Source organism: Bradyrhizobium sp. WU425 (assembly GCF_021052305.1).
GTDB lineage: Bacteria > Pseudomonadota > Alphaproteobacteria > Rhizobiales > Xanthobacteraceae > Bradyrhizobium > Bradyrhizobium canariense_D.
This window is the reverse complement of sequence record NZ_CP088089.1, coordinates 7,293,790-7,307,592: the sequence shown is the minus strand read 5'-3', so window position 1 is coordinate 7,307,592 and position 13,803 is coordinate 7,293,790. Positions and strand designations below refer to the sequence as shown.

At 64.2% G+C, this 13,803-nt stretch carries 12 protein-coding genes and 1 pseudogene; 4 read left to right on the top strand and 9 right to left on the bottom strand.

Going from position 1 to position 13,803, the window contains the following annotated elements; genetic code table 11:
- Window positions 1-63: 63 nt before the first annotated feature.
- The 4 genes from BcanWU425_RS34855 to BcanWU425_RS34840 all read right to left on the bottom strand — a co-directional run bounded on the left by BcanWU425_RS34855 (window position 64) and on the right by BcanWU425_RS34840 (window position 3,519).
- Complete coding sequence (locus tag BcanWU425_RS34855) at window positions 64-525, bottom strand: DUF3237 domain-containing protein (RefSeq protein WP_204513260.1); 462 nt, start codon at window positions 523-525, stop codon at window positions 64-66.
- 12 nt (window positions 526-537) lie between these two features.
- Entirely contained in the window at window positions 538-1,857 is a 1,320-nt protein-coding gene (locus BcanWU425_RS34850; RefSeq protein WP_018458468.1) for a TRAP transporter large permease, read from the bottom strand.
- 2 nt (window positions 1,858-1,859) lie between these two features.
- The gene (locus BcanWU425_RS34845; RefSeq protein WP_018458469.1) at window positions 1,860-2,369 is read right to left on the bottom strand and encodes a TRAP transporter small permease; all 510 of its coding nucleotides are present in this window, start codon (window positions 2,367-2,369) and stop codon (window positions 1,860-1,862) included.
- A 133-nt stretch (window positions 2,370-2,502) separates the two neighbouring features.
- Window positions 2,503-3,519 (bottom strand): TRAP transporter substrate-binding protein, encoded by a 1,017-nt coding sequence (locus BcanWU425_RS34840; RefSeq protein ID WP_018458470.1) that lies wholly within the window; start codon window positions 3,517-3,519, stop codon window positions 2,503-2,505.
- Between the two features lie 214 nt (window positions 3,520-3,733).
- On the opposite strand from BcanWU425_RS34840, the gene pobA reads away from it, so the two are divergent.
- On the top strand, window positions 3,734-4,903 hold the full coding sequence (pobA, locus tag BcanWU425_RS34835; protein ID WP_026233588.1) for a 4-hydroxybenzoate 3-monooxygenase: 1,170 nt from the start codon (window positions 3,734-3,736) through the stop codon (window positions 4,901-4,903).
- A gap of 234 nt (window positions 4,904-5,137) precedes the next feature.
- Complete coding sequence (locus BcanWU425_RS34830) at window positions 5,138-5,557, top strand: PaaI family thioesterase (protein WP_018458472.1); 420 nt, start codon at window positions 5,138-5,140, stop codon at window positions 5,555-5,557.
- Between the two features lie 5 nt (window positions 5,558-5,562).
- Here the strand turns inward: BcanWU425_RS34830 and BcanWU425_RS34825 are convergent, their stop codons facing one another.
- Window positions 5,563-6,447, bottom strand: a complete 885-nt coding sequence (locus BcanWU425_RS34825; RefSeq protein ID WP_018458473.1) for a LysR family transcriptional regulator — start codon at window positions 6,445-6,447, stop codon at window positions 5,563-5,565.
- Between the two features lie 120 nt (window positions 6,448-6,567).
- Between BcanWU425_RS34825 and BcanWU425_RS34820 the strand changes: the two genes are divergently transcribed.
- Window positions 6,568-7,191: a pyridoxamine 5'-phosphate oxidase family protein gene (locus tag BcanWU425_RS34820; protein WP_018458474.1), complete on the top strand. Its 624-nt coding sequence runs from the start codon at window positions 6,568-6,570 to the stop codon at window positions 7,189-7,191.
- Between the two features lie 181 nt (window positions 7,192-7,372).
- Here BcanWU425_RS34820 and BcanWU425_RS34815 read toward each other — a convergent pair whose 3' ends face one another.
- From BcanWU425_RS34815 to BcanWU425_RS34805, 3 genes are read right to left on the bottom strand one after another with little or no spacing between them, the layout of a single operon-like run.
- On the bottom strand, window positions 7,373-8,104 hold the full coding sequence (locus BcanWU425_RS34815; protein ID WP_018458475.1) for an ABC transporter ATP-binding protein: 732 nt from the start codon (window positions 8,102-8,104) through the stop codon (window positions 7,373-7,375).
- On the bottom strand, window positions 8,101-9,870 hold the full coding sequence (locus BcanWU425_RS34810) for a branched-chain amino acid ABC transporter ATP-binding protein/permease (protein WP_018458476.1): 1,770 nt from the start codon (window positions 9,868-9,870) through the stop codon (window positions 8,101-8,103). Before BcanWU425_RS34810 ends, BcanWU425_RS34815 begins: the two co-directional genes overlap by 4 nt.
- A 7-nt stretch (window positions 9,871-9,877) precedes the next feature.
- On the bottom strand, window positions 9,878-10,918 hold the full coding sequence (locus tag BcanWU425_RS34805; RefSeq protein ID WP_026233590.1) for a branched-chain amino acid ABC transporter permease: 1,041 nt from the start codon (window positions 10,916-10,918) through the stop codon (window positions 9,878-9,880).
- 176 nt (window positions 10,919-11,094) lie between these two features.
- Between BcanWU425_RS34805 and BcanWU425_RS34800 the strand changes: the two genes are divergently transcribed.
- Window positions 11,095-11,616, top strand: a complete 522-nt coding sequence (locus tag BcanWU425_RS34800; RefSeq protein ID WP_007605305.1) for a MarR family winged helix-turn-helix transcriptional regulator — start codon at window positions 11,095-11,097, stop codon at window positions 11,614-11,616.
- A gap of 198 nt (window positions 11,617-11,814) precedes the next feature.
- On the opposite strand, the pseudogene BcanWU425_RS34795 reads toward BcanWU425_RS34800, so the two are convergent.
- Window positions 11,815-13,773 (bottom strand): annotated as a pseudogene (locus tag BcanWU425_RS34795) (putative bifunctional diguanylate cyclase/phosphodiesterase); the annotation flags it as partial.
- Between the last annotated feature and the right edge of the window lie 30 nt (window positions 13,774-13,803).

The following is a 13,803-nucleotide window of genomic DNA, read 5'->3' as shown; positions in this document are numbered from 1 at the left end:
CGACAGATCACGCGGTATGGGTCCCAGCCTTCGCCGGGACGACGGCGAAGGGCACTGAAGCCTTCACATCACCTGATGCACGTCGATCACGACTCGATCCGCATGACGCGCTGCTGATCCGACAAAAATGTGCTCCATCAGCCAGCGGTACTTCTCGTGCCCGGTCTCGAACCTCGGCACGGTGCGGAAATAGATCAGTTTGGGATCCACCGGTTCGCCGCGCTTGAGCTTTTGCAACAGCTCGACCGGGCCGAAGCGCATGCCCTTGTTCTCGACATAGACGGTGGCACCGTCGTCGGTTTCGAACGCGTACTTCGCTTCGAGATCAATCAGCTCATTCGGGCGGATGGTCTGGAAGTCCGCGCCGAACGGCAGCACCTTGCCGGTGATCGCACCCGTCACCTCGCCGCCGACGATCGGGATGATGCGGCGAATGCCGATACCGGTCTCGCCGGCGGTGACGACGTCGCCGATGCGTGCGGTGACGGTAAAGACGTATCTGGTTTCCAGCGACGGCGTGGTCATCGCTTCACCTCCTCAATGCGCCATCATCCGCGTCGGCAACCACGTCGCCAGCAGCGGGAAGGCGATCAGGATCACCAGGCGCACCAGGTCTGTCGCCACGAACGGAATCACGCCCTTGAAGATGGTGGAGAAGGAAACGTCCTTCACCACGCTCTTGATGACAAAGACGTTCATGCCCACCGGCGGATGGATCAGGCCGAGCTCGACCGTCATGACGATGATGACGCCGAACCAGATCGGGTCGAAACCGAGATGCATGATCACGGGGAAGATGATCGGCACGGTGAGGATGATCATCGCCATGGCGTCCATCAGGCAGCCGAGCACGAGATACATCACCATGATCAACGCCAGCACGCCGTAGGGGCCGAGACCGAGGCCGGTGAGGAATTCCGTCACCTTTTGCGGGGTCTGCGTCACCGTGAGGAAATAGCCGAAGATCAAGGCGCCGATCAGCACGGTGAACACGGCGGCGGCCGTGCGCGTCGCCTGGAGCAGCGACGCCAGAATCTTCTCGCGGTCGAGCCGGCCGGTCGCCACGCCGATGATGAAGGCGCCGGCGGCGCCGACGCCGCCCGCTTCGGTCGGCGTGAAGCGCGGCAAATAGGGCAGGCCGTAAAGGCCGCCGATGACGAACACGAACAGCAGCACCGGCGCCCAGATGTCCTTCAGGCCGGCGAAGCGCTCGCGCCACGGCAGCTCCTTGCCCTTGGGCAGGAAGTCGGGCCGGAAATAACCGATCAGGAAGATCGTGATCATGTACATGGTCATCGCGAGGATGCCCGGGATGATGCCGGCGATGAACAGCTTGCCGATGTCCTGCTCGGTGATGATGCCGTAGACGGCGAGCACGGTGGAGGGCGGCAGCATCGCACCCAGCGTGCCGCCGGCCGCGATCACGCCGGTGGCAAACGACTGCGGATAGCCGAAGCGGCGCATCTCGGGGTAAGCGACCGCGGAGAAGGTCGCGGCGGTCGCGACCGAGGAGCCGCAGATCGCGGCAAAGCCGCCGCAGGCGCCGACGGTGGCGATGCCGAGTCCGCCGCGCAAATGGCCGACAAAGCCGTTGGCGGCGCGGAACAGCTCGCGACTCATGCCGGAATTGCTGACGAACGAGCCCATCAGCAGAAACATCGGAATGACGCCGAAGGTGTAGTCGGTCACCGTGCGCATCGAGGTCTGGCCGACCAGCTTCAGCGCCGGCGTGGCGCCGACGAGATAGGAAAAGCCGGAGACGCCGACGAGGCCCATGGCCATGCCGACCGGCACGCGCAGCAGCATCAGGGCGAACAGGGAAACGAAGCCGATTACGGCGACGGCATCGGTGCTCATGATTACTCCGTCGCCTTCAGCTTGGGGTCGTGCATCTCTTCGGGATGGAAGATCAACCGGTAGGTGCGGATCGCGATCAGCAGCACGGCCGAGACGTCGCCGATCCAGGCGATCGCGAAGAACGGCCAGGTCGGCATGTGCATGTCGAAGGTCTGGACGTTGTCGTTGTAGGTGCCGCGCACCTTGTCGAACAGCGTCCAGGTCTGCACCGTCACGACGAACAGCAGCACCAGGGTCGCGAACACGTCGATCCAGCGCTGGTAGCGCGGCCCGACATTGCCCCAGACGAGGTCGACGGTGATGTGGGTGCCGCGATAGGAGGTCGCGGCGATGCCCCAGAAGATCAGGATGCCGAGCAGCATGCGGCCGATGTCGAAACTATCGGGGATCGAATAGTTCAGCGTGTTGCGAAGCAACACCGACAGGAAGATGTCGAGCGCGACGATGCCGACGAAAGCCGCTGCAATCCATTCGATCGAATCGATAATACGATCCATCCAGCTGCGCTTCATGGGAGCTTCCTAAGAGATGCCATCCTCGGGCGGGAGAGGGAGAGGACGCGCGATGCGCTCCTCGCGTCTCGACCCGCGTGCAGAACAACGGCGGCGAGATGCATCCCGCCGCCGCATGTGTTTCGACGAAGAACTACTCCGCCAGCGCGTTGTACTTCTTCAGCGAGGCCTTCAGCTCGCTAAGCGCCGCGTCCGGATCCACGCCGGTCTTCTTCGCGCCGTCACTCCAGGTCTTCACCAGCGGCTCGGCGGCCTTCTTCCAGGCCGCGGTCTGCTCGGGCGTCAGCTTGTAGACCTCGTGACCGGACTCCGCCTTGACCTTGTCGATGCCGGCATCCTCGAACTTGCCCCAGTGCTCGCCGACCACGCCTGCCATTTCGACCGTGCAATTCTTGTCGATCGCGGCCTTCTGCTTGTCGGACATCGCATTGTACTTGTCCTTGTTCATGACGAACACGAAGGTCGTGGTGTAGAGCGGCGCCTCCATGTCGTATTTGGTCACCTTGTCGATGCCGAACAGCACCAGCGAGCCCCAGGGGAAGGTGACGCCATCGGCGACGCCGCGCTCGATGATGTCGCGCACTTCGGGCGCGGAGGATTGCACATTGGTGCCGCCGAGCGAGGTGACGAAGTTCGCCATGGTGGCGTGGGCGGGGCGGATCTTCAGGCCCTTCACGTCCTCCGGCATCACGATCTTCTTGGTGCGGGAATGGAAGGAGGAGGGCGAGTGGACGAAGGCGAGGCAGTATTTGACGTCCTTCATCTCCTTCTCGGCGTATTTGCGGTACCAGGCGTCGAGCCCCATCGAGCCGCCCTTGGCATCCGAGATCAGGAATGGCAATTCGCCAGCGCCGATGATCGGGAAACGGCCGGGCTGGTAGCCGGGATTGACATAGGTGACGTCGGCGATGCCGTCGCGCGCCATGTCGTAATGGTCGAACGCCTTGCCCATCTGCTGGGCCGGAAACACCTTGCCCTTGATGGTGCCGCCGGAATCCTTCTCGACCGCAGCAGCCCAGTCCTCCAGCGATTTCTGTAGTGGATGCGAGGCCGGCACCCAGTGCGAGATCTTCAAATCGAAGGTCTTGTCCTGCGCGAACGCAGGGCTCACGCTTGCTGCCAGCAGCAACGCCAGACAGGCTTTCCTCATCACGCGTCTCTCCCTCTTTTGACGGCGGGCTTCGATGGCCCGGTCTCGTTAATTAACATGTTATCTAGTTGGCCGGCGCGTTCAAGCCGGAACTGGCGCGACGTGCCGCCGCGCACTCCCTTTTGCCCAACCGTTATATGATATAATTATCGTGCGCGGACGGCAGCGACAAGCGAGCCACGCCGAAAGCCTACAGGATCGGGAGGAGCAAGTATTGCGGACAAAAGTCGCAATCATCGGGGCGGGGCCGGCAGGATTGTTGCTTGGGCAACTGCTGCATCATTATGGCATCGACAATGTCATTCTGGAGCGGCAGAGCCCGGACTATGTGCTCGGCCGCATCCGTGCCGGACTGCTGGAGGAGGGAACAGTTGCGCTGCTCGACCAGATCGGCGCCGGCGCACGGGCGCATGCCGAAGGGCTGGTGCATGAAGGGATCGAACTCACCTTCTCGGGGCGCCGCCACCGCATCGACATGAAGGCTGCGACCGGCAAGACGGTCATGATCTACGGCCAGACCGAGGTCACGCTCGATCTGATGAATGCGCGCACGGCCGCCGGCCTCACCTCGGTCTACGAGGCCAAGGACGTGCAGCCGCAGGATTTCGACGGCGGTCACCCGCGCGTAACCTACGTGAAAGATGGCGTCACCCACACCATCGATTGCGATTTCATCGCCGGTTGCGACGGGTTTCACGGCGTCAGCCGCGCCAGCGTTCCGGCTTCGGCCATCGAGGAGTTCGAGCGCATCTATCCGTTCGGCTGGCTGGGCATCCTCTCCGAGACGCCGCCGGTCAGCCACGAGCTGATCTATTCCAACCACGCCCGTGGCTTTGCGCTCTGCACCATGCGTTCGACCAGGCGCAGCCGTTACTATGTGCAGTGCGCGCTCGACGACCACGTCGACCAATGGCCGGACGACCGTTTCTGGGACGAGCTCAAGCGCCGGCTCGACCAGGACGCCGCCGACAGCTTGGTCACGGGCCCCTCGATTGAGAAGAGCATTGCGCCGCTGCGCAGCTTCGTCGCCGAGCCGATGCGCTTCGGCAGGATGTTCCTGTGCGGTGACGCCGCCCATATCGTGCCGCCGACCGGCGCCAAGGGGCTGAACCTGGCCGCGAGCGACGCGCATTATCTGTCGAGTGCGTTTCGCGAGTTCTACGACGAAAAATCCAGCGCCGGCATTGATGCCTATTCGGCGAAGGCGCTGGCGCGGGTCTGGAAGGCCGTGCGCTTCTCCTGGTGGATGACCTCGATGCTGCACAAATTCCCCGACACCGGCACCATCGGCGCGCGCATCCAGCTCGCCGAGCTCGACTATGTCACGCAGTCGCAGGCCGCGATGACCTCGCTGTCGGAGAATTACGTGGGGCTGCCGTTTTAGGGCGCGCCGTCATGCCTCGCGAAAGCGGGGCATCCAGTACGCCGCGGCCTCTCCGTATCACGTCACCGTCTCTGGAATACTGGATCACCCGCTTTCGCGGGTGATGACAGGGATAGCGGGGCGACGGCGCCACTCCTTTCAAACACCCGCGCAAATTCTGTTTAAAACTTTGTAGGTGGTGCATCTGTCCCGTCTGCCGCGTTCAATGGCGGGAGCCACCAACGCGAGACGGACATGACCAGCACCGACATTCCCGCCGGCTTCGAGCCGCACTTTCGCAAAGCCCCGCTCACCGATCCTTGGGAGCCGCTTTACTCCAGGAAGACCGACAACGGCGTCACCGTGGGATTGCGGCTGGCGAAACCGCACACCAACGCGCGCGGGCTGATCCATGGCGGCCTGATCGCGGCGCTGGCCGATGCCGCCATGGGCTACAGCTGCGCGCAGGCGACGGGCTGGACGACCTCGTTGGTCACGATCTCGCTGTCGGTCGACTATGTCGGCGCCGGCGAGATCGGCCAATGGCTCGCGGTCGAGGGTGAGGCGATCAAGACCGGCAGCACGATCTGTTTCGCGCAGTGCCTCGCGAAGGCCGACGGCGCCGTGATCGCCCGCGCCAGCGGCACCTTTCGCGTAGTGCCGAAGAAGGGGTGAGGGCGTCACCCGAATTTCCACTCCGCGGTCTCCACCACGAGATCGACGAAGGCACGCACCTTGGCGGAGAGCAGGCGCGAGGTCGGGTAGACGATGTGGATCGGCAACGCCGGCTGCTCGTATTTCGCCAACACGATTCTGAGCCGCCCGCGCCGCAGGCCCTCGGCAGCCTGATAGGCCAGCACCCGGGTCACGCCGCCGCCCGCCTCGGCATATTGCAGGGCGGCGTCGGCGCTGTTGCTGGCGAAGCGTGGATTCGGCGCCACCTCGATGTCGCGGCCGTCCTGCACGAAGCGCCAGTTCGCGGATGGACCGAAGGCGATGGTCTGGTGCCCGAGCAATGCCTCCGGCGTCTTCGGCTCGCCATGGCGCTTGAGATAGCCAGGTGTCGCCACCACGATCCGCCGCATCTCGCCGACCTGGCGCGCGACGAGGGAGGAGTCGGCGAGATGGCCGATCCGCACCGCGACGTCGACGGCATCTTCCACGAGATTGACCAGGTTGTCCGACAGCCGCAATTCGCAGGCGACCTCGGGATAGCGCTTGAGGTAGGCGATCATGACAGGCCCGACATGGAGCCGGCCAAAGCCGACCGGCGCCGACACCACCAGCCGCCCGCTCGGTCGGTTGCGCTCCTCCCGTGCCGAGCCGTCGGCCTCCTCGACATCGGCGAGGATGCGACGCGCGCGCTCGAGATAGCGCGTGCCGACGTCGGTCAGGGTCACTTGACGGGTGGTCCGCTGCAACAGCCGCGCGCCAAGATGCTCCTCCAGCGCCGCGATCAGCCGCGTCACCGCGGAGGGGGACAGCCGCAGTTTTCGTGCCGCCGGCGCGAAGCCGCGCAGGTCGGCGACGGTGACGAAAACATGCATGGCTTCGAGGCGATCCATGGCATTATTGCATATAACGCAACGATGAAGTGTCAAGCGGGATGATTGTTTTAGCCGGCGGGAGGTCCATTTTGGATGGCGAAGACGCAGGGATGCGCCGGGATTTCAGGAGATGTTCCGATGACGGCAACTCACACCTACGCCAGCGACGTGGCGTTCACGCCGGCGGTGAAGTCGATCCAGACCCGAAAGGGATCACGCGAAGGCTATGCCCATGCCGAGCAGCGCGGCTGGCGCACCGAGGTCGATGAGAACCTCGCGGCGTTCCTGGCCGACGCCAACAGCTTTTATCTCGCCACGGCATCGGCCGACGGCCAGCCCTACATCCAGCATCGTGGCGGCCCGAAGGGCTTCTTGAAGGTGCTGGACAAGCAGACGCTGGCTTTCACGGACTACGCCGGCAATCGGCAATACATCACGCAGGGAAACCTGTCTGAAAATCCCAAGGCCTACATCTTCGTGATGGACTACGCCCATCGCCGCCGGGTGAAGATCTGGGGCGAAGCGCGGGTGGTCGAGGACGACGAGGCGCTGACGACATCGCTGATGCCGAAAGGCTATCGCGCCCGGCCCGAGCAGGTGATCCTGTTCAAGATCGAAGCGTGGGATACGAACTGCCCGCAGCACATCCCGCAGAAGTTCGACGCTGGAGATGTGGCGGCGGCGCTGGCGGCAAGGGATGCGAAGATCGCGGAGCTGGAAGCAGAGCTCGCGGCGCTGAAGGGTGACAAGGGGGCAAGCTAGGCCACGATCTTCGTCTCTCCCTGAATCCTCCGATGTCATGCCCCGCGAAGGCGGGGCATCCAGTACGCCGCGGCGCCTCGGTTCAAGCACAGGTCTCTGGAATACTGGATCGTCCGCCCCTGTGCGCAATTGCGCACTAGGCGGACGATGACAGATGAGTTTGAGGAAGCGCGTCTCGAAGTTACAACACACTCGCCCCTTCGTGCTGGAAGCCGAGATAGCTCGCCGCCACGCGCTCATTCGCCGCGATGTCGCTGGCCTTGCCGCTGAGCACGAACTCGCCGAGCTCCATGACATAGGCCTGATCCGCGATCTTCAATGCCGCCTGCGCGTTCTGCTCGACCAGCAGCACGGAGACGCCGGCGGCGCGCAGTTCGGTGACGATGCGGAAAATGTCGGCGACGATGATCGGGGCGAGGCCGAGGCTCGGCTCGTCCAGCATCAGGAGCTTGGGCTCGCCCATCAGTGCGCGGCCCATTGCGAGCATCTGCTGCTCGCCGCCGGAGAGCGTGCCGGCGAGCTGCTTGCGCCGCTCCTTGAGCCGCGGAAACAGCGTGTAGACCCGCTCCATCGAGGCTTTCGCCTTGCTTCTCTCGATGCGGAAGGCCCCTAACTCGAGATTGTCCTCGACATTCATGGTCACGAACAATTCGCGGTGCTCGGGAACGAGGCCAAGCCCCATGGCGACGCGGTCCTCGATGTCGAGCCGCGACAGGTCCTGACCTGCGAATGAAACGCGCCCTTTCAGCGGCAAAATGCCGATGATGGCGGAGAGCAGCGTGGTCTTGCCGGCACCGTTGGCGCCGACGATGGTGACGATCTGGTTTTGGCCGACTTCGAGCGAGACCGAGCGCACGGCCTCGACCTTGCCATAGGCGACATGGGCGTTGGCGACGGACAACAGCGCGCTCATGCCGCCACTCCGAGATAGGCCTTGATCACTTCGGGATTGGTCTTGATCGTGGCCGGCGTTCCTTCCGCGATCTTGGTGCCGAAATCGAGCACCACGATGCGGTCGGCGAGGTTCATGACGAAGCCCATGTCGTGCTCGACCAGCAGGACGCTCATGCCGCCGTCGCGCAGCTCGCGCAGCAGCGTCGCGAGCCGCTCCTTCTCCATGTGGCGCAGGCCGGCGGCCGGCTCGTCGAGCAGCAGCAGCATCGGATCGACGCACAACGCACGGGCGATCTCGACGATCCGTTGCTGTCCCAGTGAGAGCGAGCCTGCGAGCTGATGCATCTGCTCGCCAAGTCCGACCCGCTCGATCTGGCGGGTGGCTTCGGCGAGCAGCTTTGCCTCATCAGTGCGGTCGAGCCGCAGCATCGAGGAGATCGGCCCCGAATGGCCGCGCAGATGGGCACCGATCGCGACGTTTTCCAGCACGGTCATATCAGGCACCAGCTTGACGTGCTGGAAGGTGCGGGAGATGCCGAGCTTGACGATCTCCTGCGGCGGCGCCCTGTCGACCTTGTTGCCGAGCACGGAGATCGAGCCCGAGCTGGCCGACAGCACGCCGGTGATCAGGTTGAAGGTGGTGCTCTTGCCGGCGCCGTTGGGGCCGATCAGCGCGACGATCTCGCGAGCCTGGACGTCGAAGGAGACGTTGTTCACCGCGACCACGCCGCCAAATTGTTTCCGCGCCTTCTCGACCTGGAGCAGGACGCTGGATTGGCCGGGCGAGCGGGTGCGCTGCTCCAGTTTCAGCGAAGTGTCTGGCTTCTTGCCACTGGTACGCTGGGGCAGGAACGACATCAGCCAGGGCCAGACGCCGCCGGGTGCGAGCTGGAGCAACGCCACCAGCATGATGCCGAACACGATGGTCTCGACCTGGCCCGAGCCGGGCAGGATCAACGGCAGGTAGCTCTGCAGCACTTCCTTCAGGACCACGACCAGCGCCGCGCCCAGGACGCCGCCCCAGACATAGCCGGCGCCGCCGACCACGGCGATGAAGAGATACTCGATGCCCGCCTGCGCGCCGAACGGCGTCGGGTTCACCGCGCGCTGAAGATGGGCGTAGAGCCAGCCGGAGAGGCCGGCGAGCACGGCGGCATGGATGAACACCAGCATTTTCGCCCGCGGGGTGTGCACGCCGAACGCCTCGGCCGCGACATGGCCGCGCCGGAGCGCGCGGATGGCGCGGCCGGTGCGGGAGTCCAGCAGGTTCATCGTGAGCAACGCCGAGAGGATCACGGCAACCCAGATCGCGTAGTAGATCGAGCCGGGCGAGAGCATTTTGAACGAGCCGATCGACAGCGGCGGGATCGCCGAGATGCCGTCGTTTCTTCCCAAAAATTCCAGCTTGCTGAAGAGATAGAACAAGCCGAGTCCCCAGGCGAGCGTGCCGAGCGGCAGATAATGGCCGGAGAGACGGACGGTGACGAGGCCGAGCAGCACCGCCAGCAATCCGCTGACCAGCAGCGACAGTGGTAGCGTCAGCCAGGGCGACATGCCGTAGGTTGTCGACAGCACCGCGGTGGTGTAGGCGCCGAAGCCGACGAAGGCCGCTTGTCCAAACGAGGTCAGGCCGCCGACGCCGGTCAGCAGCACGAGGCCCATCGCGACCAGGGCCGCGAGGCCGATATTGTCGAGCAGCACGATCCAGAATGGGGGCATGCCCGGAACAAACGGGATCGCCGCCATGATCAGCGCGAAGATGAGGATGGGGAGCCGGCTCTGCATCTTGGCGTCAGTCCTTCTCTTCCTCGACCGCAGGCGCCGCGAGCGAGCGCAGCAGCAGCACGGGAATCAAGAGCATGAAAACGATCACCTCCTTGTAGTTGGAGGCATAGAAGGACGAGAACGCCTCGACGATGCCGACGACTAGCGCCGCGACGGCGGTGAGGGGGTAGCTGACAAGCCCGCCGATGATCGCGGCGACAAAGCCCTTCAGGCCGATCAGGAAGCCCGAGTCGTAATACAGCGTCGTGATAGGCACGATCATGATGCCCGACAGTGCGCCGATGACGGACGCCAGCAGGAAGGCGATCTGACCGGATAGCGTGGTGCGGATGCCGACGAGCCGGGCACCGAGCCGGTTCACAGCGGTCGCGCGCAGCGCCTTGCCGTAAAGTGTCAACCCAAAGAACAGCCACAGCCCGACGATGAAGGCGATGGTAATGCCATAGACCGTGATGCTCTGGCCGGTGAAGCGCAGCGCACCGCTGGTGAAGGAGCCGGACAGCACGGCAGGTCCGCGCTGGCCTTCGGCGCCGAAGAACAAAAGGCCCAAACCCTGAAGCGCGAGGTGAACGCCCACCGAGGCGATCAACAGCACCAGCACGGAGGTGTGCGCCAGCGGCTGGAATGCGATGCGGTAGAGAAACAGGCCGATCATCGCCACGATCACCAGCGACAGTGCGATGCAGACCGCAACCGGCGGCTTCTGAGCGGCGTAGTAGACGGTCAGCGCCAGCACGATGGCCGGCAGCACGATATTGGTGATGACGCTGCGCAGGATCAGGCGTCCGTGCAGCGCCTTGCGCGCGGCGAACAGGTCGAACGCGAAGGCGCCAATGCCCAGGGCGAGCGCGAGTTTCGCCGTACCCGGCATCTGGCCCGCGGCCAGCGAGGCATAGGTCAGCGCGCCATAGGTGACGAATTCGCCTTGGGGAATGAGGATGACGCGGGTGACGGCGAACACCAGCACCAGCGCCAGGCCGAGCAGCGCATAGATCGCGCCATTGGTGATGCCGTCCTGCAGCAGGAACAGCATGATGGTGGTATTCAAGACCGGACGCTCCCCCTCAAAGATTCAGGACCGGTCCCCTGATTGTGGTGGACGGTCCGCTCACAGCCATTGAACAGCGCTGACGATATTTGATATGGTCCATAACAATTATCAAATATAACATCAAGGGTGGCGAACGATCCTCCCGAACTTAACGGGATTGCGAGCATGAGGCGATGACCGTTTCCAAAACCGCTGAAAAGTCCTCTGAAAAACCCGCCGAGACCGCCAAGGGCCGCAAGGACGCGGCCGACGGGCCTGGTGAAGCCCTCCAGCTCGGCGAGCTCTCGGAGCAGCTCGGCTATGTCCTGAAGCGGGCACAGCTCAAGGTGTTCGAGAACTTCCTGCGCTGCATGGCCTCGCTCCAGCTCACGCCGGCGCAGTTCTCCGTGCTGCTGCTGGTCGAGAAAAACCCCGGCCGTAACCAGACCGAGATCGCCTCCACCCTCGGCATCCTGCGCCCGAATTTCGTGGCGATGCTCGACAATCTCGAGAGCCGCGACCTTTGCGCGCGGATCCGCTCCACCAACGACCGCCGCTCGCACATCTTGGTGCTGACCGACAAGGGCAAGGCCGTGCTGGCCCGCGCCAAGAAGCTCGTCGCCACCAAGCACGAGGCCCGGCTGAACGAGCTGCTCGGGCCGTCCAACCGCGAAGCCCTGCTCGGGATGCTCTCGAAGATCGCCAACGAGTTTTGACGGTTGATTGCCCGGCGACCGGGCATCAAACCCGGAAGCGCGGGCGGGCTGGCGGCGGTTATGCCGCAGAGCGAACCGGTCGGGCATGGCAGGTGTTTTCGCGGACAGGAAATGGCGCTCGATTTCCTCGGCGGGCAACGGAGGGCTGAACAAATAGCCCTGCATTTCCGTGCAGCCCTCCGCTGCGATCCGGTCCCGTTGCTCCTCGCTCTCCACCCCCTCCGCCGTCGTCGTCATGCCCATCCCGCGCGCCAGTGCCGCCACCGCCCGCACGATGCTGAGGGATGCCGCATTGTTTTCCACGCCGCTGACGAAAGACCGGTCGATCTTGATCTTGTCGAAGGGGAAGCATTGCAGATAGGTCAGTGACGAATAGCCGGTGCCGAAATCGTCCATGGCGACCTTGATGCCCAGCGCCCGGAGCTGGTGCAGCGTCGTCAGCGTTCCGTTCCTGTCCTGCAGAAACACGCTTTCCGTGATCTCGATCTCCAGCCGCCGCGGATCGAGGCCGGAGGCCGCCAGCGCGCCGACGATCACCTCCGTCAGGCCCGGCTGGCGGAATTGCACCGCCGAGATGTTGACGGCGACGTGCAGATGGTCCGGCCATCGGCTTGCAGTGCCACAGGCCTGCCGGATCACCCATTCGCCGATCGGCACGATCAGGCCGATCTCTTCCGCAAGCGGGATAAAGCTGTTGGGCGCGACCAGTCCGCGCCGGGGATGTCGCCAGCGGATCAAGGCTTCGAAGCCGCTGATCTCGCCGCCGTCGGTCTTCACGACCGGCTGGTAGTGCAGTTCGAACTGGCCGGCGGCAAGGCCGTTGCGCAGGTCCTGCTCCAGCCCGCGACGGCTTTGCGCTTCTTCGCCCATGGCCGGTTCGAAGAAGCAGTGCATGCCGCGGCCGTCGCTTTTCGCGCGATACAGGGCCAGATCGGCATTGTGCAGGAGTTGCTCGGGCGTCGAGCCGTCGCCAGGCGCAATCGCGATCCCGATGCTCGCGCCCGCAATGGTCTGGTGTCCGTCGAGCCCGAACGGAGCACTCAGCGTCCTGACAACGTCGCGCGCCAGCAGGTCCGCCTCGCTCGAATCGGAAATCGGCGTCTGGAGGATCACGAATTCATCGCCACCCATGCGCGCGACCGTATCGCTGTCGCGCGCGAGCTGCTTGAGGCGGCGGCTGACATCCTGCAGCAGGATGTCGCCGGCCTGGTGGCCCAGGGTGTCGTTGACGGCCTTGAACTTGTCGAGATCGACGTGGTGGATCGCGAACATCCCACCCTGTTCGAGCGCCTGCTTCAGGCGCTGACCGAGCAGGGCGCGATTGGCGAGGTCCGTCAGCGCGTCGTGGGGCGCCATATGCGCGATCTGCAATTCCGCCTTGCGCTGCTCGGTGATGTCTTCATGGGTCGCGACCCACCCGAGATCGGGCATCGGTCGGTGCCTGTTCTTGAAGGTTCGCCCGTTCTGCATCTCGACGATGCTGTCCATGGCCTCGGCTGACATGGCGACATCGGTCCGCCATTTGGCGTATTCCTCCCGCGTCATCGCCGGCACGCTGCCGACCTCGTAGCGTAGGTCGAGGATCTCCTGGAGCGGCGTGCCCGGACGAACGCGGTCGGGCGGCAGGCCGTACATCTCGATAAAGTGCGTGTTGCAGACCACCAGCCGATGGTCGGCGCTGAAGAAGCAGAGTCCGTGCGACATGTTGTTGATCGCGATGTCGAACTGGAAGTTGCGCTCCTGCAACCGCCGACTGAGCTCTTCGCGCTCTGTAATGTCCTCGTGCGTCGCCATGCCGCCGCCGTCGGGCAGGGGATGAATGGTGTAGGCGATGATTCGTCCGTCGGCGAATTGCTGGACCGTCTGCTCGCTGACGACCGAACCCTCGGTGCGGGCACGGACATAGGCGCCGGCTTCTCCGCCGATGCTCAGGCCCAGTTTGAGCCGATGCTCGATCAGGTCCTTGATCGGCGTGCCCGGGTGCACCTGGTCGGGCGAGAGCGCGTACATCTCGCGGTAGCGCGGGTTGCAGAAAATGACCCTGCGGTCGCTGCCAAAGAGGATGATCCCAAGCCACAGATTATTGGCGGCGCACTTGAGCAACTCGCCGAGCACAAGCGGATCAATGCTTGCGACCTCCTGATCACTCTCCGCCATGCGCGTTGCCCCCGGGACGACGCGATTAGA